This is a genomic window from Allostella sp., from assembly GCF_041913585.1.
GTDB lineage: Bacteria > Pseudomonadota > Alphaproteobacteria > ATCC43930 > Allostellaceae > Allostella.
The window spans coordinates 1-21229 of the sequence record NZ_JAYSFE010000060.1 but is presented as its reverse complement, the minus strand read 5'-3'; the positions used below and the strand labels follow the sequence as shown (position 1 = coordinate 21229).

The 21229-nt window shown below is 72.7% G+C and carries 20 protein-coding genes; 11 read left to right on the top strand and 9 right to left on the bottom strand.

The window, feature by feature from the left end; genetic code table 11:
* Positions 1-50: 50 nt before the first annotated feature.
* From ACE3Q3_RS13015 to ACE3Q3_RS12995, 5 genes are read right to left on the bottom strand one after another with little or no spacing between them, the layout of a single operon-like run.
* On the bottom strand, positions 51-1328 hold the full coding sequence (locus tag ACE3Q3_RS13015; protein WP_374446716.1) for a TRAP transporter large permease: 1278 nt from the start codon (positions 1326-1328) through the stop codon (positions 51-53).
* Entirely contained in the window at positions 1325-1825 is a 501-nt protein-coding gene (locus ACE3Q3_RS13010) for a TRAP transporter small permease (protein WP_374446715.1), read from the bottom strand. Before ACE3Q3_RS13010 ends, ACE3Q3_RS13015 begins: the two co-directional genes overlap by 4 nt.
* A gap of 34 nt (positions 1826-1859) precedes the next feature.
* Entirely contained in the window at positions 1860-2858 is a 999-nt protein-coding gene (locus tag ACE3Q3_RS13005) for a TRAP transporter substrate-binding protein (protein ID WP_374446713.1), read from the bottom strand.
* A 53-nt stretch (positions 2859-2911) separates the two neighbouring features.
* Positions 2912-3793: an amidohydrolase family protein gene (locus ACE3Q3_RS13000; RefSeq protein ID WP_374446711.1), complete on the bottom strand. Its 882-nt coding sequence runs from the start codon at positions 3791-3793 to the stop codon at positions 2912-2914.
* A 38-nt stretch (positions 3794-3831) separates the two neighbouring features.
* Positions 3832-4584: an arylmalonate decarboxylase gene (locus tag ACE3Q3_RS12995; RefSeq protein ID WP_374446709.1), complete on the bottom strand. Its 753-nt coding sequence runs from the start codon at positions 4582-4584 to the stop codon at positions 3832-3834.
* A gap of 221 nt (positions 4585-4805) precedes the next feature.
* Here ACE3Q3_RS12995 and ACE3Q3_RS12990 point away from each other — a divergent pair, with 221 nt between their 5' ends.
* From ACE3Q3_RS12990 to ACE3Q3_RS12940, 11 genes are all read left to right on the top strand, one after another.
* Positions 4806-5912, top strand: a complete 1107-nt coding sequence (locus tag ACE3Q3_RS12990; protein WP_374446707.1) for a YeeE/YedE thiosulfate transporter family protein — start codon at positions 4806-4808, stop codon at positions 5910-5912.
* A 117-nt stretch (positions 5913-6029) separates the two neighbouring features.
* Positions 6030-6542 (top strand): YHS domain-containing (seleno)protein, encoded by a 513-nt coding sequence (locus tag ACE3Q3_RS12985; protein ID WP_374446705.1) that lies wholly within the window; start codon positions 6030-6032, stop codon positions 6540-6542.
* Between the two features lie 16 nt (positions 6543-6558).
* Complete coding sequence (gene opgC / locus ACE3Q3_RS12980; RefSeq protein ID WP_374446703.1) at positions 6559-7716, top strand: OpgC domain-containing protein; 1158 nt, start codon at positions 6559-6561, stop codon at positions 7714-7716.
* Positions 7717-7762: 46 nt separating this feature from the next.
* Positions 7763-8233, top strand: coding sequence for a DUF302 domain-containing protein (locus ACE3Q3_RS12975; RefSeq protein ID WP_374446702.1), 471 nt, complete (start codon positions 7763-7765; stop codon positions 8231-8233).
* 103 nt (positions 8234-8336) lie between these two features.
* Positions 8337-9326, top strand: a complete 990-nt coding sequence (locus ACE3Q3_RS12970) for a LacI family DNA-binding transcriptional regulator (protein WP_374446700.1) — start codon at positions 8337-8339, stop codon at positions 9324-9326.
* A 106-nt stretch (positions 9327-9432) separates the two neighbouring features.
* A complete protein-coding gene (locus tag ACE3Q3_RS12965) occupies positions 9433-10398 on the top strand; it encodes a dipeptidase (RefSeq protein ID WP_374446699.1) in 966 nt (321 codons plus the stop codon).
* A 32-nt stretch (positions 10399-10430) separates the two neighbouring features.
* On the top strand, positions 10431-11201 hold the full coding sequence (locus tag ACE3Q3_RS12960) for an ABC transporter ATP-binding protein (protein WP_374446698.1): 771 nt from the start codon (positions 10431-10433) through the stop codon (positions 11199-11201).
* Complete coding sequence (locus ACE3Q3_RS12955) at positions 11198-12088, top strand: ABC transporter permease (protein WP_374446697.1); 891 nt, start codon at positions 11198-11200, stop codon at positions 12086-12088. The genes ACE3Q3_RS12960 and ACE3Q3_RS12955 overlap by 4 nt, the downstream gene beginning before the upstream one ends.
* 19 nt (positions 12089-12107) lie before the next feature.
* Positions 12108-13082, top strand: a complete 975-nt coding sequence (locus ACE3Q3_RS12950; RefSeq protein WP_374446695.1) for an ABC transporter substrate-binding protein — start codon at positions 12108-12110, stop codon at positions 13080-13082.
* A 28-nt stretch (positions 13083-13110) separates the two neighbouring features.
* Positions 13111-14745, top strand: coding sequence for a phytoene desaturase family protein (locus tag ACE3Q3_RS12945; RefSeq protein WP_374446694.1), 1635 nt, complete (start codon positions 13111-13113; stop codon positions 14743-14745).
* 19 nt (positions 14746-14764) lie between these two features.
* The gene (locus ACE3Q3_RS12940; RefSeq protein ID WP_374446693.1) at positions 14765-15730 is read left to right on the top strand and encodes an amidohydrolase family protein; all 966 of its coding nucleotides are present in this window, start codon (positions 14765-14767) and stop codon (positions 15728-15730) included.
* 1 nt (position 15731) lies between these two features.
* Here the strand turns inward: ACE3Q3_RS12940 and ACE3Q3_RS12935 are convergent, their stop codons facing one another.
* From ACE3Q3_RS12935 to ACE3Q3_RS12920, 4 genes are all read right to left on the bottom strand, one after another.
* Positions 15732-16664 (bottom strand): DUF4424 family protein, encoded by a 933-nt coding sequence (locus tag ACE3Q3_RS12935; protein ID WP_374446692.1) that lies wholly within the window; start codon positions 16662-16664, stop codon positions 15732-15734.
* On the bottom strand, positions 16661-18268 hold the full coding sequence (locus ACE3Q3_RS12930; RefSeq protein WP_374446690.1) for a class I adenylate-forming enzyme family protein: 1608 nt from the start codon (positions 18266-18268) through the stop codon (positions 16661-16663). The genes ACE3Q3_RS12935 and ACE3Q3_RS12930 overlap by 4 nt, the downstream gene beginning before the upstream one ends.
* Positions 18269-18366: 98 nt before the next feature.
* Positions 18367-18759: a GFA family protein gene (locus tag ACE3Q3_RS12925; RefSeq protein ID WP_374446688.1), complete on the bottom strand. Its 393-nt coding sequence runs from the start codon at positions 18757-18759 to the stop codon at positions 18367-18369.
* 13 nt (positions 18760-18772) lie between these two features.
* Entirely contained in the window at positions 18773-21034 is a 2262-nt protein-coding gene (locus tag ACE3Q3_RS12920; RefSeq protein WP_374446687.1) for a tetratricopeptide repeat protein, read from the bottom strand.
* Positions 21035-21229 lie beyond the last annotated feature (195 nt).

Here is a 21229-nt window from a genome sequence, read left to right as displayed (position 1 = left end):
GCCGTCAACCCATGCGGGTATCTAAGGCACGATACATCAGGAAGTTGCAGTCAGAAAAGATGAGCCACGAAGAGCGTCACCGCCGGGACATAGGTGACAAGCGCCAGGACCGCGATCAGCACCCCGATCAGCGGCCAGAGCTCGCGGGCGATGCGTTCGATGCTGAGGTTGGCCACCGCCGCTCCGACGAAGAGGGCGTAGCCGAAGGGTGGGGTCGCCATGCCGATCGCAAAGTTGATGGAGACGATCGCCCCGAGCTGGATCGGGTCCAGTCCGAGCTGCTTGCCGAGCGCGATGAGGACGCCGCCGAGGATGATCATGGCGGCGATGTTGTCCATGACCATGCCGATCAGCAGCAGCAGCAGGTTGACGGCGAGGAGGATGATCCAGGGCTCGTCCGAGATGCCGGTCAGGCCGGCGGCGATCTTGGGCGGAAGCTGCTCCATCGCGACCAGCCAGCCGAACGGCGCGGCGGCGGCGATGATGAACATGACGATGGCGGTGGTGCGCATCGAGCCCATGACGATGCCGGGCAGGTCGCGCCACCGGAGTTCGCGATAGAGGAAGAGGCCGACGAAGAGGGCGTAGACGGTCGCCACCACCGCCGCCTCGGTCGGGGTGAAGATGCCGCCATAGATGCCGCCCAGCACGACGAAGGGCGCGACCAGCGCCCACTTGCCGTCCCAGGCGGCGCGGCCGATCTCCGCCGCACTCGCCCGCGTCTCGCGCGGGATCTCGTGGCGGAGCGCGTAGCGGACGCAGACGAGGCACAGCCCGAGCGACATCAGCAGCCCCGGCACGATGCCGGCGAGGAACAGCTTGGCGATCGACTCTTCGGCGATCACGCCCCAGATGACGAAGATGATCGACGGCGGGATGACCGGGCCGATGATGCCGGCGGCGACCGCCAGCGCGGCCGCGAATTCCGGACGGTAGCCGCGCTTGGCCATCTCCGGGATCATGATGCTGCCGATCGCCGCCGTCGTCGCCGGGGCCGAGCCCGAGATGGCGGCGAAGAAGGTGGCCGAGAGCACGGTCACGATCCCGAGTCCGCCGGTGACGTGGCGCACGCAGGCGTCGGCGACGCCGACCAGGCGCCGCGACAGCCCCCCTTTGGTCATCAGGTCGCCGGCGAGGATGAAGAAGGGGATCGCCAGCAGGCTGAAGGACTGGGTCCCGGAGACGAAGCGCTGCGCCAGCACGATGATGTCGATGTCGAGCACCATCAGGCCGGCGAGCGAGGTGATGCCGAGGGCGAAGACGAAGGGCACCCCCAGCAGCAGCAGGCCGGCGAAGCCGGCGCTCAGGACCCAGGCGAGCTCGCTCATGGCCGCGCCTCCGCCGGCGGGCCGAACGTGGCGAGCAGCCGCGCCAGCCCGTGCAGGGTGACGAGGCCGCCCGAGACCATGGCGGCCGAATGCAGGAACTCGATGGGATAGCCGACGGCCGCCGAGAGCTGCCCGGTGGTGCCGTCGTAGAATTCCCAGCCCGAGCGCGCGAGATACGTCCCGAACCCGGTCACGAGCAGGAGGATCAGGCGCTCGAGCCAGCGCCGCCCGGCGGGGCCGAGCCGGTCCGGCAGCAGGGTGAGGGCGACGTGGAAGCCCTCGCGCACGCCGAGGCTGCCGGCGAGCAGCACGGTCCAGGTGAACATGAGGAGCGCCAGTTCCTCGGACCAGCTCAGCGCCTGTCCGAAGGCGTAGCGGAAGACGACCTGGAGCACGAGGGCGACCGTCATGACCACGGTCATGACGGTCACCACCACCACCGTCGCCCGCCCGGCGAGGCGGCTCGCGGCCTCGACCAGCCGCGCCGCCGCGATCACCGGCGCCCCGCTGCCGCCGGACGGGCGGACGGGCTCACTGGACGGCCGCCACGACCTTGTCGAGGAGGTCGGACCCGATGCTCGGCCGGAACTTCTCGTAGACCGGCTTCACGCTCTGGCGGAACTGGGCCGGGTTGCCGATCTTGTTGACCTGCATGCCCTTCTGGCCGAGGTCGGCGATGATCTTCTGCGACTGCGCGCCGACGATGCGGCGCTGCTCGACCGTCGCCTCGGCGCCGGCCTTGCGGACCGCCTCCTGCACGTCCTTCGGCAGCTTGTCGAAGCTGCGCTTGGAAACGAGGAGCGCGATCATCGAGTAGGTGTGGTTGGTCAGCGACAGGTACTTGGTGATTTCGTAGTACTTCGTCGCGTCGATGACGGCGACCGGGATCTCCAGCCCGTCGATCGCGCCCTGCTGGACCGCGGTGAAGACCTCGGCCCAGGCCATCGGCACGGCGTTGCCGCCGAGCGAGGAGAACATGTCGATGAAGACCGGGTTCTGCATCACCCGGTACTTCACGCCCTTGACGTCGTCGGGGCTGACGACCGGCCGCTTGTTGTTGATCATGTTGCGGAAGCCGCCCTCCATGAAGCCGAGGGCGATCACCCCCTTCTTGGCGAGGCGGTCCTTCAGTTCCTGCCCGACCGGCCCGTCGAGGACGCGGTGGGCCTGGGCCTCGTCGGCGTAGAGGAACGGCAGGTCGTTGACCTGGAAGCCCGTCTCGAGGTTGGCCACCACCGCGTTGGTGATGACGCCCATGTCGACGGTGCCGAAGCGCATGCCCTCCAGCAGCTCCTTCTCGTCGCCGATCTGGCGGTTGGGGAAGAGGTTGACCTGCACCTTCCCCGGCACCAGCGCCTCGACCTTCTGCTTGAAGAGGTTGGCCGCGATCCCGTAGGGGTCCTGGGGCGAATCGGTGCTGGTCCAGCCGATCCGGAGGGTCGCCGCCTTGCCCTGGGCGAGCGCCGGGCCGGCGACCAGTGCGGCGCCGGCCAGCGCCAGGATGCCGGCCGCAACGGTGCGTCTCTTCATGATGGTTCCTCCCGTGGTGTCCGCTGTCTCGCGGGTTCGTTTCGTCTTCGGCGTCAGAAGCGGTAGAGCCTCTCCGGATTGTCGACGAGGATGCGCCGCCGCAGGGCCGGGTCGGGCACCCATTCGTTGAAGAGGTCGACGAGGTCGCCGTCGTTCGGCATCGGCCGGTCGTAGGCCGGGTGCGGCCAGTCGGTGCCGAAGACCACGCGATCGGGGGCGGCGTCGACGAGCGCGCGGGCGATCGCCGTGGTGTCGCGATACGGCACCTCCGACGACGAGCAGCGGTAGGCACCCGAGATCTTGACCCACGCCCGCCCCTCGCCCAGCAGCGCCAGCAGCGCCTTGGCGCCGGGGTCGGCCAGGCCGCGCTCGGGCCGCAGGTGCCCCATGTGGTCGACCACCACCGGCACCGGCTGGCGCCGCATCACCTCGACCAGTTCGGGATAGAGGTTGAGGTCGGCGAAGAACTGCAGGTGCCAGCCCAAGGGCGCGATGCGCCGCGCCACCGCGTCGACCGCCTCCAGCGGCAGGCCACCCGGATTGTTGAGGTTGAAGCGCACGCCGCGGGCACCGCCGGCATCGAGCGCCTGCAATTCGGCGTCGCCGATCGTCGGGTCGATGACGACGACGGCGCGGAAGGCGCCGCCCATCGCCGCCACCGCATCCATGGTGCAGCGGTTGTCGGTGCCGAGCACGCTCGGCTGGACGATGACGGCGCGGTCGAAGCCCATCGTCGACAACATCCGGCGGTAGTCGTCGAGCGACGCGTCGGGGGGCGTGTAGCCGCGGTTGGCGGCGTACGGGTAGCGATCCACCGGCCCGAAGACGTGGCTGTGGCAGTCGACCGAGCCGGGCGGCAGCCGCTCGGCCGGCGGGCGCGGGTTCGGGTCTGGACCGGGGCAGGCCGGGGCCGCGCCGGGCACGCTCGTACTCATCCGATCGGCACTCCTCTCCAGGTCGGCACCACGGCCGCTCAGCACTCCCACATCAGCCGGCCGAAGCCGTGCTTGCGGTCGGCGATGCCGCAGCTTCGCAGCGCATGCCAGTAGGTCGCGACGTTGACGGCGATGACCGGCTTGCCGAGCCAGCGCTCGGCTTCGGCGGCGAGCCGCGCCATCGGCAGGTTGGCCCCGAACTGCACGATCGCCTCGACGTCCGGACCGTCGACCTCGCGCAGCGCCCGCCGCAGGTCGTCCTCGCTGGTGTGGGCGATGAGGACGGGGCTGCGGCAGGAGAGATGGCAGAGCCGCGCCGCCTCGAGCCCGAGTTCGGCGACGAACCCGCGGATGTGCGGGTCGGCGACCGGGAAATAGGGCGTGACGAGGGAGATGCGCCGCCGCACGCCGAGCGCCTGGAGCGCGGCCGGCAGGGCCTGGGCCGCCTGGGTCAGCCCGATGTCGCCGAACCGGCGACGCACGCGCTCGGCGATGGCGCGGCTGGGGGCGAGGCCGCCGCCCCAGATGCTCTCGGCCGAGATGCCGAGGATGAGATGATCCGGCCGGCAGGTCATGACGCGCTCGATCGCGTCCTCCAGCGCCTCGTCGATGCCGGCCATCATCGCCTCGAAGTCGGCGTCGCTGTCGACCGGGCGGTCGGCGATGTGCATGCGGCCGATATGGTTGGTGACGCCCGGCGGACGGAGGTCGTCGTATTCCGGCTGCACGACCGTGTTGGTGGACGGTGTGACGACGCCGAACTTCAGCCGCCATGCCAGCGTGTCGCCCATGGGCCCCCTCGCGTCTCCCCCGGTGCTTCGCGCGCCTTGGACGGGTACCCGCCGCCGACGTCTTTCGTTCGTGCTTCAACTCTATCGCTCGCGGCGCGCGTCGGGCAACGGCCTCCGGCGCGAAGCGGAGTAACGTTGCCGGGCGCCCGGGCGAAGCCGATCGGTGGCGCCCCGGGGGTTGCATCCCGGCGCGGGAACGGCGGATCGGACGCGGGAGCGACATGGCGGACATCCCCATCGTGGACGGCACGCGGCCGAACTGGCCGGCGACGGCGCTCGGTCTGGCCGGCGCGGCGGCAGCCATCGCCGCGGCATCGCGCATTCCCGACCCCGCCCTGCTGCCGCTGCTGGCGGTGACGATGCTGATCGGCGCGGCGTTCGTGCTGCTCGATTTCGGCTTCACCGGCGGCTTCCGGTCCTTCGTCGAGCGGGGCGACGGCCGCGCCCTCGGCGCCGCCTTCGTCGTCCCTGCGGTCGCCGCGCTGGTCGTGGTTCCGGTCGGCACGATGGTCGAAGGCTACCAGCGCTTCGTGGCTCCGCTCGGGCTCTCGCTGGTCGGCGGCGCCGCCCTCTTCGGCGTCGGCATGCAACTCGCCGGCGGCTGCGGCTCGGGCGCGCTGGTCGCCGCGGGTCGCGGCTCGCGCCGGATGTTGGTGGCGCTGCCCTTCTTCGGCCTGGGCGGCGTCGTCGGCAGCCTCGCCCTGCCGTCCGCACTCGCCCTGCCCTCCTTCGCCGCCGTCGATCTCGCGGAGACGCTCGGTCCCTGGGGCGGGCTGGCAGCGACCGAAGGCCTGCTGCTCGCCGCCGCGCTGGCCGTCCTCCGCGGCGCCCGCCCGTCCGGCGCCGGCATCGCGAAGGGAGCGCTCATCGGCGGTGTCGCGGCCGTGATCTTCGCGATCTCCGGTCAGCCATGGGGCATCACCATGGGCTTCACGCTGTGGGGGGCGAAGGCGCTGAGCGCCGTCGGCATCGACCTCTCCGGCAGCGCGTTCTGGTCCGATCCGGCGATGGCCGACGCGTTGCGCGGACCCCTCCTGGCGATGCACGCCTCGGCCGGCGACGCCGGCGTCATCCTCGGCGCCCTGGTCGCGGCGGCCGCGACGGGGCGCCTGCGCCACCAGGCGCCGATCGGCCGACGGGCGGCGCTCGCGGCGGCGCTGGGCGGCGCGCTGATGGGGATCGGCTCCCGGCTCGCGTTCGGATGCAACGTCGGCGCCTTCGTCGGCGGCGCCTCGTCGGCCAGCCTGCACGGGCTCGTCTGGGTCGCCGCCGCGCTGCCCGGCTGCTGGCTGGGTCTCCGCCTCCGCCGGCGGCTCCGGGCGGACTGACCACCGGCGATCACTTGGCCGTGATGCCGGTAACCGCCGGGCGGCCCGGCGCGAACACCCGGTCAGAGCGCGCGAACGACCGTCCGTACCGCGCGCCGCCACCTGGGAGTGAATTCCATGCCGAATCCCATCCTCGCCGGCGCCCGCCGAGCCGTCGTCGCTCTCGGCCTGTTCGCGGCCGCTGCCGCGGCGCCGGCCGCGATCATGCCGGCGATGGCCTATGACGAGACCTCGACGAGCGCCGTCAACACGGACAAGTCCGGGCTGGCGATCCGCGGCTACGATCCGGTCGCCTACTTCACCGCCGGCCAGCCGACCCTGGGGTCGCCGGAGTTCACGGCCGAGCACGAGGGGGCGACCTATCGCTTCGCCGATGCCGCCAACCTCGCCGCCTTCCGCCAGGATCCGGCGAAGTACGTCCCGGCCTATGGCGGCTTCTGCGCCATGGGCGCGTCCCTCGAACGCAAGTTCGACGGCGACCCGAAGCTCTGGCGCATCGTCGACGGCAAGCTCTACCTCAACGTCGCGGAGGACCCGCATCGGCGCTGGCTCCAGGACGTTCCGGGCAACATCGGTCGGGCCGACACCAACTGGCCGCGGATCCGCCACGTCGCGCCCAAGGATCTGTGACAGGGAACGCCAGCCCATGCCCCAGTCGCTCCCACCGCGGCCGGCGCGAGACCAGCGCCTCGACATCGTGCGCGGGCTCCTCCAGCTCTTCATCTTCGCCTCGCATTCGGCGGCGACCTTCGCCGGCGCCTGGCTGATCCATGGGCAGTGGGGCCTGTCGGACAGTTCCGAGCAGTTCCTGCTGATGTCCGGCGCGGTCCTCGGGTCGCTCTATGCGCGCAACGCGCTCCGCCACGGGCACCGCTCGGCGACCATGGACTTCCTGCGGCGGACGGGGCGGCTCTATCGCACGCATCTCGTGGTCTTCGCGCTGTTCGCCCTGCTCGCGCTCTTCGCCGAAACCGTGCTCGGGATCGGCGGCGAGGTCGCCGGATACGGCTTCGCCTGGCTGTTCGAGGCGCCGGCCGCGGCCCTGCCGGCAGTGCTGGCGATGCTCTACCGCCCGGCCTTCATGGACACGCTGCCGATCTTCGTCTGGTGCATGCTGGCGCTGCCGGCCTTTCTCTGGCTCGTCGACCGCATCGGCGCAGCGGCGCTCGCCCTGCCGCTGCTGCTCTATCTCGGGGTCCACGCCTGGGGCTGGGACGTTCCGGCGCCGGGCCATCCCGACCCCGCTTTCAATCCGCTCGCCTGGCAGACCCTCTTTTTCTTGGGAGCGCTCTTCGGCCGCCGCTCGCTGCTGACCGGAACCGCGCTGCGGCCGATCCCGCTGCTGGTCGCCGGCGCCGCCGTGATCGTCGTCCTCGCCCTGTGGCTGCGGCTCGCGGGCCGCGGCTGGGTGCCCGGCCCCGAGATCGACCTCGCCCGGATCATGGACAAGCCCTCGCTGGCGCCGGCCCGGATCGCCCATGCCCTGGCGCTCGCCTACCTGGTCGTCGTCCTGGTGCCGGCCAACGCCCGCTGGATGCACTCCGCCATCGCGTCCGCCGTCGCGGTCATCGGCCGGCACAGCCTGCAGGTGTTCTGCGTCGGCATCTTCCTGTCCTGGGCGGTCGGCACCGCGATGGAGGCCGCCCCCGGCGCCGCGTGGTGGCTGGAACCGCCGATGATGCTGGCGGGGGCGGCGATCCTCTGGCGGGTCGCGACCGTTCTCGACCGCGGCCGCCGCCCGGCGGCCGCGCCCGACCGCCGCGCCGGTTCCAGTCCCCTGGCGGGCGCGACGCGGCCGGCCTGACCGGCCCGAACGGCAGTCCGCCAACCCGGTGAAGGAGATACCGTCCATGCAGTGGCTGCGCCGTACCATCGCCATCGGGCTGCTGATGGTCCCCGGAATCCCGGCCGTCGCCGCCGACCCGGGCCTGGAGACGCGGGAGAGCCGCCACGGCGCACCGGAGACGGTGCAGCGACTGGCGGCGGCCGTCCGCGGGGCCGGCTGGAAGGTGTTCGCCGAGATCGACCATGCGGCCGCCGCCCGGGAGGTCGGCCTCGCGCTCCGGCCGCGCAGCGTCCTCCTCTTCGGCAATCCCGCCGCCGGGACCGGGGCGATGCAGGCGCGACCGACGCTGGCGATCGACCTGCCGATGCGGGTGCTCGTCTGGGAGGACGATTCGGGCCGCGTCTTCGTGACGCGCAGCACCGGCCGCGACCTGTCCGAACGGGTCTTCGGGCGGCACGACCAGCCCTTCCCGGCCGAGGCCCAGCGGAACTTCGACGGCTTCGTCGGCACCCTGGTGGCGAAGGCGGTGGAATAGGGCCCGCCCCGGGCCAGGCGGCGGACGGCCGCCGCCTGTCGCCCCGGGCCGCCTCCCGGTGCTAGAAGGCGCGCTCAGGGTTCGACCATCCGAGCGAGTCCCCATGGCCACCGTCCTGGACGTGGCGCGCCTGGCCGGCGTGTCCACGGCCACCGTCTCGCGCGTGCTCAGCGGCAAGGGCAATGTCGGCGAGGAGGCGCGCGAGCGCGTGCTCGCGGCCGTGCGCGCGCTCGATTTCCACCCCAACCGCATGGCCCAGGGGCTGCGCCGCGGCCGCGGCACCGCCGTCGGCCTGCTCGTCGGCGACATCGAGCAGAACGTCTATTCGGCGTTGACCAAGCACGTCCAGACGGCACTGGGCGCCATCGGGCTCGACCTCATGCTCTACAACCTCGACCATTCGGCCGAGCGCCTGGCGGCGATCCTGGAGGCGGCGCCGGCGATGGGGCTGCGCGGCGTCGCTCTGGCAACCACCGACGTCCTGCCGATGGCGACGGTCGGGCCGCAGCTGCGCCAGCTGCAGGCGGGCGGCATGACCGTGGTCTCGATCGGCCAGCGCCTCAACCGCGACGGCATCCCCTCGATCGTCCATGAGGAGCGCGCGGCCGCCCGCCGCGCCGTCGACTACCTGCTGGCGAGCGGGCGGGCGCCCGTCGCCTATCTCGGCCGCCTCACCGGCTCGGCGGTCGGAACCGAGCGCTATCGCGGCTATGCCGCGGCCCTGGCCGGCGCCGGCATCGCGATCGACCGCGACCTCGTCTGGGACGTCTCCTACCGCTTCGCCGCCGGCTACGAGGCGACCAGCCGGGCGCTCGATGCCGGCCGCCGCTTCCGCGCCATCCAGTGCGGCAGCGACGAACTGGCGCTGGGCGCGATGGCGGCGATCCTCGACCGCGGCCTCGCCATCCCCGACGCGGTCGCCGTCGTCGGCTTCGGCGCCATCGACTGGGGCGCCCACGTCCGGCCGGCGCTGACCACGATCAGCGTCCACCCGGCGACCGTGGCCGAGCGCATGGCCGGGCTCTTCGCCGGCCGCGACGTCCCGGCCCTGACCATCATCCCGCGCACCCTGCTGCGGCGCGGCTCGGCGTGAGATCGCCCCGAAGGAGGGGCATTGACAGATCGCTCGACCGGCCATCACACTGCCGGTCGAGTAAACGATTACACGGCATTGGCCGTCCCGCGGAGGTTGAGAAGGCATGCTGATCGACGGACTGCAGTGCGGACACTTCACGCGGGAGACCTTCGCCGACCTGCGCCAGGCCGACGTCGGCTGCGTCACCGTCACCTGCGGCTTCTGGGAGGATGCGGTCGAATCGCTCGACTCGCTCGCCCGCTGGCGCGACCTCGTCGCCGCCAATTCCGACCTCGTGGGGACCGCCCGCACCGCCGCCGACATCCGCGCCATCGTCGCCTCGGGGCGCACCGCGCTCCTGATGGGCTACCAGAACGCCGAGCTCTTCCAGGGCCGGGTGCGGCTGGTCGAGATGTTCGCCGAGCTCGGCGTGCGCTGCGTCCAGCTCACCTACAACAACCAGAACTCGCTCGGCGGCAGCTGCTACGAGGACGAGGATTCCGGCCTCGCCCGCTACGGCCGCCAGGTCATCCAGGAGATGAACCGCTGCGGCATGCTGGTCGACCTGTCGCATGTCGGCAACCGCACGACCATGGACGCGATCCGGTTCTCGAAGAAGCCGGTCGCGATCACCCATGCCAACGCCGACAGCCTCTTTCCACACAAGCGCAACAAGACCGACGACGTGATCCGGGCGCTGCGCGACAATGGCGGCGTCATCGGCTGCGCGACCTACCGCAACATCACCGGCGACGACTATTGCGCGACGGTGGAGAAGTGGTGCGAAATGGTGATGAAGACGGTCGAGATCGCCGGCATCGACCATGTCGGGATCGGCACCGACCGCAGCCACAACTTCACCAAGCCCGACTACGACTGGATGCGGATGGGCCGGTGGACGCGCGGTGTCGATCTCGGCGCCTCCCCGGCGTCGCGCCCGGGCAAGGCGCCGCCGCCGGACTGGTTCGTCGCACTCACCGACATCGCGAAGATCGAGCAGGGCCTGGCGGCGGTCGGGTTCTCGCCGGACGAGGTGGCGAAGATCGCGCACGGCAACTGGCTCCGGGTCTACGAGGAGGTGTTCGGCTGACCCCGGCAGATCGCGAGGAGGTGGAGCACCCCATGCACGAGGTCCTCGTCGAAGGCGTCGCGCGCACCTACCGCACCGGCGGTCGCGCCGTGCATGCGCTGGGCCCCGTCGACATCGCGATCGAGCCCGGCCGGACGACCACCATCGTCGGCCCGAGCGGCTGCGGCAAGAGCACGCTCCTGCGCATCCTGGGCGGGCTCGACCGTCCGAGCGCCGGCCGGGTGCTGGTGCGCGGCCAGCCCGTCGGCGATCGCGTCGACGGCATCGGCGTCGTCTTCCAGCGCGACCTCCTGCTCGACTGGCGCAACATCCTCGACAACGTGCTGCTGGCGGCCGAGATGAAGGGCCTGCCGCGCGGCCCCGCCGCCCGGCGCGCCCGGGCGCTCCTCGACGAGCTCGGGGTCGGCGACTTCGCCGACCGCCATCCGTGGGAGCTGTCGGGCGGGATGCGCCAGCGCGTCGCCATCGCCCGCGCGCTGCTCTGCGACCCCTGGCTGCTGCTGCTCGACGAGCCATTCAGCGCGCTCGACGCCCTGACCCGCGACCAGATGGGCGTGCTGCTGCAGAAGGTGCAGCAGACGACGAAGACGACCGCCGTCCTCATCACCCACAGCATTCCGGAGGCGGTCTTCCTCTCCGACCGGGTGCTGGTGATGTCGGGCCGGCCGGGTGTCATCCTCGACGATATCGCCGTCGACCTGCCGCGGCCGCGCACGCTGGCGCTCCGCGAGGAGCCGGAGTTCGCGGCGATCGCACGGCGCATCCGCATGCAGTTCGAGCGTTCGGGAGTGCTGACCGCATGAGCACCGCCGACCAGAGCGCGACCGACCGGACCCAGAGCGACCAGACGGACGACGCCCGGCGGCTCGCCAGCGTCCGCCCGCAGCAGGCCCGGATCCGCGGCCAGGGCGCTTCCGGCCGCGGCTGGGGCATCCTGCTGCCGACCGCGAGCGGCCTCGGCGGCCTGCTGCTGTGGGAACTGGCGGTGCGCTGGCTCGACCTGCCCTCCTATCTCCTGCCCGCGCCCAGCGAGGTGGCGATGGTGATGGTCGAGAAATGGCGCCTGCTGCTCGACCAGCTCGTCTACACGGCCTTCGCCGCGACGGTCGGCTTCGTCATCGCCGTCGTGATCGCCCTCAGCCTCGGCGCGATGATCGCGGCCTCCCCCTTCGTCGAGCGCGTGCTCTATGTCTGGCTCGTCGTCTTCCACGCCATTCCGAAGGTGGTGGTGGCGCCCCTGCTGCTGGTCTGGATCGGCTTCGGACTGAAGAGCAGCATCATCTTCGTCGTCGTCTTCACCTTCTTCCCGATGCTGGTGAACACGGTGGCCGGCCTGCGCTCCGCCGATCCCGACCTCCTGCTGCTCGCCCGCTCGATGGGCGGCGGCTCCTGGCAGCTCCTGCGCAAGATCCGCATCCCGAGCGCGCTGCCGAGCATCATCGCGGGCGTGAAGATCTCGATCACGCTGGCACCGCTGGGGGCGGTGATCGGCGAGTTCGTCGCCTCCAACAAGGGCCTCGGACACATGCTGATCCAGTCGGTCGGCAGCCTCGAGGTGCCGGTCGCCTTCGCCGCCGTCACCGTGGTCTCGCTGCTCGGCATCTTCACCTGGTACCTGGCCGAGTTCTTCGAGCGCGCCACCATCCCGTGGCACGCCAGCCAGCGCGGCCGCTCCGGATCGGAACCATAAGGAACAGGGAGAACCGACGATGACGCTGAAGTCGTTCCTGCCCGCGGCCGCCGCCGCGGTCCTCCTCGCCGCCATGCCCGCCCAGGCGCAGACCGCCAAGGTCCGCATGGTGCTGGACTGGGGTTGGCTGCCCTACCACTCCTCCTTCTTCCTCGCCCAGGAGCGCGGCTACTTCAAGGATGCCGGGGTCGAGGTCGAGATCGAACAAGGCCGCGGCTCCAACACCACCGCCATCCTGGTCGGCCAGCGCGGCTTCGACATCGGCCACCTCAACGTCACCAACGCCGCCGCCGCGATCGCCAAGGGCGTGCCGCTGAAGGTGGTCGCGGTCTACCAGCACCGCTCCTCCGCCTCCTTCGTCGGCATCAAGGGCCGGGTCAAGCTGGAGGGGCCGGATTCCCTGAAAGGCCTCAAGATCGGCAGCACGCCGGGCGGCTCGGACGGCCTCAGCCTCACCATCTTCAAGCGCTCCAACAAGATCCCGGACAGCGCCCTCAACGTCATCTCGCTCGACGCCAGTTCGAAGACCGCGGGCCTGCTGACCGGGCAGGTCGACGTCGTCAGCGGCGACAGCCACGCCTTCCGCGCCATCGTCCGCGGCGCCGGCCACGAGCCCGAGGTGATGGAACTCGCCTCCTTCGGCGTGCCCCTGCTCGGCTTCGGCTTCGCCACCAACGAGACCTTCCTCAAGGAGAACCCGAAGGCCGTGACCGCGGTCCTCAAGGGGGCCAAGCGCGGCTTCGCCGACGCCGTCGCCGACCCCGAGGGCGCCTGCACGCTGATCCGCTCCAAGGTCCAGGTGGCGGGCAGCCTCGCCCAGTGCGTCGACTACCTGACCGGCCTGCAGAAGCTGAGCCAGTCGCCGACCGCGCCCGACTGGGGCCGCTCGACGCCGGCCGAGTGGGAGGCCCTGATCGCGACGCTGCGCGGCGTCGGCGAGATCAAGAGCGACAAGCCGGCGGCCGAGTACTTCACCAACGACCTGGTTCCCTGACCGCCCGCCCGGGGAGACGAGCGCCGCCATGCCCGCCAATCGTTTCGACGTCGTCATCGTCGGCGGCGGCCACAGCGGCCTCGTCGCCGCCGGCTACCTCGCCGGCGCCGGCCTCTCGGTCGCGGTCCTGGAGAGCGGGCCGCGGCTCGGCGGACCCGTCGCCACGGTCGAGTTCATGCCGGGCTACCGCACGACGATCGCCAACTCGCCGGGCTCGCTCGAACCCAAGATCGTCCGCGACCTGGAACTGGAACGGTTCGGGCTCCGGTTCCAGCCGATCGACCCGACCCTGGTCCATCCGCTGGCCGACGGCTCGCTCTTCGTCGGCTGGCGCGACAAGGCCCGCACCCAGGCGCAGATCGAGGGCTTCGCGCCCGGCGAATCCGCCCGCTACGACGCGCTCTTCGCCTATCTCGAAGCCTTCGCCCGCAAACTCGGCATCTCGGTCTTCCGCGAGCCGCCCTCGCTGCAGGAACTGGTGCGCAACATCACCAGCGCCGACGACCAGGAGGCCTTCGGGCGCATCTTCTTCGGCAGCGCCCGCGACCTCTTCGACGAGTTCGAGCTCGCCTGGCAGACCCAGTCGATCGTCGCCCCGATGGCGGTCGTCGGCGGCAACTTCACCCCCTCGACGCCCGGGACCCCGATCAACCTGCTGACCCGGCCGCTGTCGCTGGCCTCGCTCGCGGCCGAGGCCGGGGACGACCCGCGCCGGATGCCGCTGCGCGGGTCGACGGGGATGCCGGTGGGCGGCATGGGTGCCATCGTCGACAGCATGGCGGCCTCGGCCCGCGCGCGCGGCGTCGAACTGCGCACCGGCACGCCGGTCGACCGCATCCTGGTGCGCGGCGGCCGCGCCGCCGGCGTCGTCACGCCCTCCGGCGAGGAGTTCCTCGCCCCCATCGTCGTCGCCGCCTGCAATCCGCGCCGCACCGTCGTCGACCTGATGCGCGACGAGGCCGGGTGGGAGGCGCTGCGCGGCAAGATGCGGCGGCGGCCGATGACCGGCAAGGCGTTCAAGGTGGTGCTGGCGCTGGACGGGGTCCCCACCTGGCGCGCCGCCCCGCCCGACGCCTGCCCGCTCGCGCTCGCCTCGGCCCAGTTCCGCATCGCCCCCTCGATCGACTATCTGGAGGCGAGCCACGCCGAGATGCAGCAGGGCCGCATCTCGGACAAGCCGGTCGTCTGGGGCCTCTGCCCGTCGCTGACCGCGCCCGAACTGGCCCCCGCCGGCAAGCACGTCATGAGCCTCAACGTCGGCACCGCCCCCTATCGGCTGGCCGAGGGCGAGTGGAAGGTCGAGCGCGAGCGGCTGGCGCGGCGCACCATCGATGCCGTCGCCGAATGGATGCCGGACCTGCCGGGCCTGATCCGCGACTGGCGCTGCCTCGACCCAGAGGATTTCGAGCGCGAGTTCGGGCTGGTCGAGGCCAACATGACCCATGGCGACCTCGCCGCCTGGAACCAGTTCTGGATGCGGCCGCTGCCCGGCCTCCACGCCTACCGCACGCCGACGCCCGGCCTCTATCTCAGCGGCAACGGCACCTGGCCCGGCAACTTCATCTCCGGCCTCGCCGGGCACAATGCCAGCCGCGCCGTCCTCGACGACCTGGAGGCCGAACGCGCCGGCGCCGCCCGCCGCGTGTCGGTCCTCGGGGACTGATGCCGAAAGGGAACCGGCCGTGACCCACGCGATCGCGCTCGACGTCCATGCCCACATCGCTCCGGTCCTGCCCGACCGGATCGCCGCCCTGCCCGGCATCGAGTGGGACCCGGCGGCGCCGAAGCTGGTGATCGACGGGGCGCCGCTGGCGGCGCCCTCGGTGTTCCGGCCCGAAGCGCTGGTGCGCTGGATGGACGAGCGCGGGGTCGGCCGCGCCTGGATCTCGATCCCGCCCCCGCTCTACCGGCTCGGCCTCGACGAGGCGGCCAGCCGGGTCTGGCACGACTACGTCAACGACGGCCTGGCGGCGATGGCGGGGCGCTTCCCCGACCGGCTGTCGCCGCTCTTCCACCTGCCGATCCAGCACCCGGGGCTCGCCGCCCGGATCGTGGCGGAGAAGGTGGCGGCGGGCCATGTCCGCTTCGCCGCCGCCGCCGGTTCGGCGACGCACGGGTCGATCCTGTCCGATGCGGCCTACGAGCCGCTGTGGGTGGCGCTCGACGGGGCGGCGGGCTTCCTCTTCCTGCATCCGACCAAGGGCTGCGACGGCCGGCTCGACCCCTTCTTCCTGCACAACCTGCTGGGCGGCCCGGGGGAGACGGCGCTCGCCGCCGCCCACCTCGCCATGTCGGGGATCATGGACCGGCACCGCCGGATGCGCGTCTGCCTCGCCCATGGCGGCGGCACCGCGCCCGCCGTCGCCGGCCGCCTGACCCGCGGCCAGACGGTGCGGCGTCCCGGCGCCTATGTCGGCGCGAGGCCGGCCGACGAAGCCTTCCGCGGCTTCTGCGCCGACTGCATCACCCATTCCGCCCCGGCGCTGGAACTGGCCGCCGCCGTCTTCGGCGAGGACCGCATCCTCTTCGGCTCCGACTGGCCCTTCTCGATGGGCCTGCCCGACCCGGAGGCGCAGCTCGCCGACGTCCGGCCGGCCCTGAAGGCGAGGATCTTCGCCGCCGACGCCGACCGCCTGCCGCCCTTCTGACCTAGTCCACGAGCGCGACCGCCAGCTCTCGCTCCGGCCGGAAGTCGGCGGCCTCGATGTCGAGCATGCAGCCGAGGACGACCGAGTCCGGCCGGTCGCTCTCGACCCGCAGGCGGAAGCGGCCGATCGGGCCCTGCCAGTTGGCGGCGGTCGTCAGCACGTAGGCGATGCTGCGCATCGGGCGGTAGGGGTCCATGGCGGTCGTCAGCGCCATCTTCGCCCGGAGCCGCGCGAGGTCCCCGGGGCCGACGCAATGGTCCTGCCGCCACGCCCGCCCTTCCTCGGTGTCGGCCAGCAGGTACTGGCCGAACCAGCCCTGGCCGACCACGGGGCGATACCGGTGCTCGACGGCGAGCGGCCGGCCGGCCGGGAACACCTGCTCCCAATGATAGGCCGCGCGCATCGTCCACAGGGGATAGACGTTCTCCCCCATTTCCCAGGCGGCGAGGCCGGCCGCGGTCAGGGCCTGGCGGCCGGCCTCCGGCATCGCCCGCAGGCGCGGGTAGAGGTCGGGATGGAAGCGGGAGACCGGCAGGCCATGGGCGGCGAGCAGGTCGGTGACCTCGCGGCCCCGGCGCCAGGCCCGCATCTCCAGGCGCGCCGCCACCGGCACCCCGTCGACCGCGACCCGGAAGGCGACGAAATCGTCGGGATCGGCGGCGCCCGGCGCGATCGGTGTCTCGGCCATCTGCGCCAGGTCGATCTCGGGCAGGGGGAAGGCGACGCGGGTGCGGATGTCGGCCGGGCCGGTGTTGCGGAAGCGGTAGCGGACCGTGATCCCCTCCGGCCGGACGTGCAGGTCCTCGCCTTCCATGCGGATCGTCTCGCTGCGGGTGAGGACGAGGCCGCCGGCCGCCAGCACCGCCGTCGAATCGTTGGCGGCGGCCGGCCCCGCCAGCACGGCGGCCACCAGCAGCGCCGCCGCCCGCCTCATGCCGGCTGGCGCTCCGCCAGCAGGCGCCGCAGCTCGGTCTTCACGACCTTGCCGTTGGCGTTGCGCGGCAAGGGCTCGCGGACGAAGCTCACCGTCTCCGGAACCTTGTAGTCGGCGAGCCGCTCGGCGCAGAAGGCGCGCACCCGCTCGGCGTCGATCTCGGGCCGGTCGGCGAGCACGAAGACATGCACCCGCTCGCCCAGCACCGGGCAGGGCCGGCCGACGACGGCGGATTCGACGACGCCCGGCAGGTGGGCCAGCGCGTTCTCGACCTCGGCACTGTAGATCTTGTAGCCGGCGCGGTTGATCATGTCCTTCTTGCGGTCGAGGACGCGCACGAAGCCGTCGGGATCGACCGTGCCGAGGTCGCCCGACTTCCAGAAGCGGCCGGCGAAGTTGGCGCGCGTCGCCTCCGCCGCGTCCCAGTAGCCCGGCACCACCATCGGCCCCGCGATCCACAGTTCGCCCGCGATGCCGGGCGGCACCTCCCGTCCGGCCTCGTCGACGACCCGGACCTCGCCCAGCGGCACCGGCAGGCCGACGCTGTCGGGGCGGAGCGCGGTGCCACCGTCCGGCATGATCGTCGTCGGCGAGGTCGTCTCGGTGGCGCCGTAGAGGTTGGCGAGGCGCAGGCCCGGCAGCCGGCGCGCGAGGCCCGCGATCGTCGCCTCCGGCATCGGCGCGCCGCCATATCCGCACACCCGCCAGGACGACAGGTCGGTGCGGGCGAAGGACGGCTCGAGCAGGCAGAGGTTGGCCATCGCCGGCACCAGCACGGTGAAGGTCATGCGGTCGCGCTGCGCCAGGTCGAGGAAGCTGCGCGCCTGGAAACGCTTCATCAGGATCAGCGTGCCGGCAAGGCGCGTCGACACCGCCAGCACCGCCACCAGCCCGGTGACGTGCGAGGCGGGCACCGCGAGGAGCACGCGCTCGCCCTCGGCGAGGCCCAGGCAATACTGGTAGTGCAGCGCCGAATGGACGATGCCGAGCCCCGTCAGCATGGCGCCCTTGGGCCGGCCGGTCGTGCCCGAGGTGTAGAGGATGACCGCCGGATCGTCCTCCGACACGGCCGCCGGCACCGGCGCCGCGACCGGCGCCAGCAGGTCCTCGAACGGTCGGGCGCCCGGCGCCGGCTCGCCGTCGGCGAAGCGGTGCCGCAGCATCGGCGTCTCGTAGGGACGTGGCAAATTGCCGGCGAGCTCGGCGTCGAAGACCAGCACCTCGGCCCCGGAATCGTTGATCGCGTGGGCGATCTCCATGCCCTTGAGGCGGGTCCCGAGCGGCACCGCGATGGCGCCGAGCCGGGCGCAGGCCCACAAGGTCCACAGGAAGGGCCGGCCGTTGCCGAGCAGCATCGCCACCCGGCTGCCGCGGATGACGCCACGGCGCTGGAGCTGGCCCGCGACGCGGCCGACATCGGCATCGAGCTCGGCCCAGGTCGCCCGGCCGCGCTCGCCGACCACGGCCATGCGCTGCGGCGCCCGGGCGACCGCGGCCGCGAACAGCGCATGGAGGCTGCGCGGCCGCTCGGCGAAGCAGCGCATCGGGCGCCCGTAGTGGCGCTCTTCGACGGTCGGGACCGGCAGGGACCAGGCGAGGCTCATGGTCCCCCGATCCTAGGCGGTGCGGACGGATTTGACCAAGACGAAGCCGGCTGCAGGTGCGACGAAGTCCGCGGGCGTTCGCCCGCCCCGCCCCGCGCCTACCCCTCGAAGCGGCCGGTGGGGTCGCGATCGCGGTCGTACCGCCGCGCGAGCGGAAACGGCGGCAGCCAGGACTCGCGGCGGACGGTCCAGCTTTCGTAGGTCGGCGTCAGCTGGTCCGGGGCATCCAGGCAGCCGAGATTGACTTCGATCTCGTCGGCGCTGTGCCCGAAGACGGACGAGCCGCAGCGCGGACAGAAATGCCGGCCGGCATAGTCCCGCGTCTCGCCCTCGATCGTCACCGCATCCTGCGGGAACACCGCGGAGGCGTGAAACAGCGCCCCATGGTGCTTGCGGCAGTCGAGGCAGTGGCAGAGGCCGACCCGGTATGGCCGCCCCGACGCCACCACCCGGACATCGCCGCACAGGCAACCGCCCGTGAACCGGTCCATGCTGCGTCTCCCTTCAGTTCGAGCGCCCGTGCGCCGCCGCGGCGAGGAAGGATTCGAACGCCGGCAGCCAGCTCCGGTCGGCGGCCGGAACGTGCCGCGCGGCGGCGATGCGGCCACGGACCGCCCGCCGCCACTCCGCGTCCCGACCGAGCCGGACGGCCAGCGCGACATAGTCGTCGGCCGATGCCGCGATCGTCTCCTCGATCCCCATCAGGCGGAGGATCGCCGCGGAATGCCGTGCCCGCATCGACCGGCCCGGCCAGGTGACGACCGGCAGGTCGGCATCGAGGCTCTCCAGCGTCGAGTTGCAGCCCGACCAGCCGATCGAATCGAGGAAGACGTCGGCCAGGCGCGCGACCGCGGCGAAGCGCGCCGACGGCAGGTGGCCGAGGAAGCGGCAATGGCGCCCGGCATCGAGCCCGGCCGCGGCGAAGGCGGCGCCGAGGCGGCGGCGCACGAGGTCGCCGACCTGATCGCCCATCGGGTAGCCCACGAAGACGAAGCGGGCGCCAGGCACCGCGGCCGCGATCCGCACCAGGACGCCGTCGTCGGCCGGCAGGTACTTGTAGAGCGACTGGCAGCACCAGTAGAGGACGGCGTCCTCCTCGACCCCGATGTCGGCGCGGCCGATCGGCTCGGGCCGGACCGGCGGCACGCTGCGGCGGAAGGAGAGGCCGGGCAGCCGCACCAGACGCTCGGTATAGTGCCGGTCGCCGTCGGGGGGCTCCATCAGGTCGCTCGACAGGAAGGCGTCGACGGTCGGCATGCCCGAGGTCTGCGGATGCCCCCACGACGTCGCCTGCACGGGCGCGAGCCGCAGGGCGGCGAGCTGCATCGTGGTCGCGTCCATGCCGATCTCGGGGATCAGCAGGACATGCAGGCGGTCGGCGCGGATGCGCCGCGCCCACTGGTCGACGGCGAACGGCCCGGCCGTGAAGCGGTCGCAGAGCCGCTCGGCCGTCGCCGTCTCGCGGTCGGCCTCGCCGCCCGGAAAGTAGCCCAGCACCTGGAAGCGCTCGCGGTCGAGGTCGGCGAGCCAGGAATGGAGCGGGATCTTCCACACCGAATGGTGCCGGAAGAAGGCGGTCAGCACGCCGACGCGGATGCGCTCGCCGGCCGCCAGTCCGGGCGGTTCCGGCGGCGCGGCGAAGGCCGGCAGACGGGCGGCCATGATCCGGCACGCCATGGCGCCGAAGAGCGCCTGGAGGTCGCGGTCGTTCTCGCCCTGGTAGGCGAGGTAGAAGGGCTGCCGGACATGCAGCGCCTCGGCCCGGCGCGCCACCTCGGCCGCGTCGTCGGGCAGCGGCTCGGCCGCGAGCGCCGCCAGCTCGCGCGCATAGTCCCGCCGCGCCGCCTGTCGCTCGGCCTCGTCGCGATAGACGATCGGCAGACGGGCGACGCAGGCCTGGTAGCGCAGCGACCAGTTGCCGGGATCGCGGGCGAGGGCGCGCGCGAAGACGGCACGGCCCTCGTCCTGGCGGCCGAAGGCGTGGAGCGCGTTGGCGAGGCGCGCCAGCACCTCGGGATGGTCCGGCCGGGCGGCGGCGGCGCGCCGGAACGCCTCCAGCGCCATCGTCGAGTTCTTCGCCTGCCACAGCACCGCCCCGAGCGCGCTCAGCGCCTCGGCATGGCCGGGGTCGAGCCGGACCGCGGTGCGGAGGGCGGCGATCGCCGACTGGTCGCGATGGGCGCGGCGGAGCGCCCGGCCGAGATCGTAGTGCAGGTCGGCATGGTCCGGCGCCAGCCGGCTCGCCCGCTCGAGCGCCGCGATGCCCTCCTCGAGCCGGCCGGCCTCGTCCAGAAGGATACCGCAGCCGTGATGCGCGGCAGCCTCGCCCGGTGCCAGCGCCGCCCAGCGCTCGTGGGCCGCCAGGGCCTCCCGATGCCGGCCGGCCGAGCGCAGCAGGCCGGCCAGGGCGCGCACCGGCGCCACGTCTCCCGGCCGCAATGCGGCCGCGCGCTCCCAGGCGGCGATCGCCTCGTCCGTCGACCCGGCGCGCGACAGGGTCGCGGCGAGGTTGGCCCAGGCCTCGTAGCGGCCGGGGTCGAGGGCCAGCGCCCGGCGGTAGGCCTCGTCCGCCTCGGGCAGGCGCCCGAGTTCGCGGAGGGCGCCGCCGAGATTGTTCCAGGCGGCCATCGCGTCCGGCCGGAGATCGAGCGCGGCGCGATAGGCGGCCGCGGCATCGGCCCAGGCACGCGCCGCCATGAAGAGGTCGCCGACGGCGGCCAGCCGCGCCGGATCGCCCGGTCCGGCGAGCCGCCGGGCCGCGGCCACCGCCTCGTCGCGCCGGCCGGCCCGGAGCAGGATGCCGGCGCGGTCGAGGAGCCAGGCGGGCGGCGGTGCGGCGCCCGCCGTCGCGCGCTCGATCCATGCCAGGCCCTCGGCGGCGGCGCCGGGCCCCCCCCCCCCCCCCCCCCCCCCCCGCCACCCCCCCCCGGGGGGGGGGGGGGCGGCCCCCCCCCCCCCGCA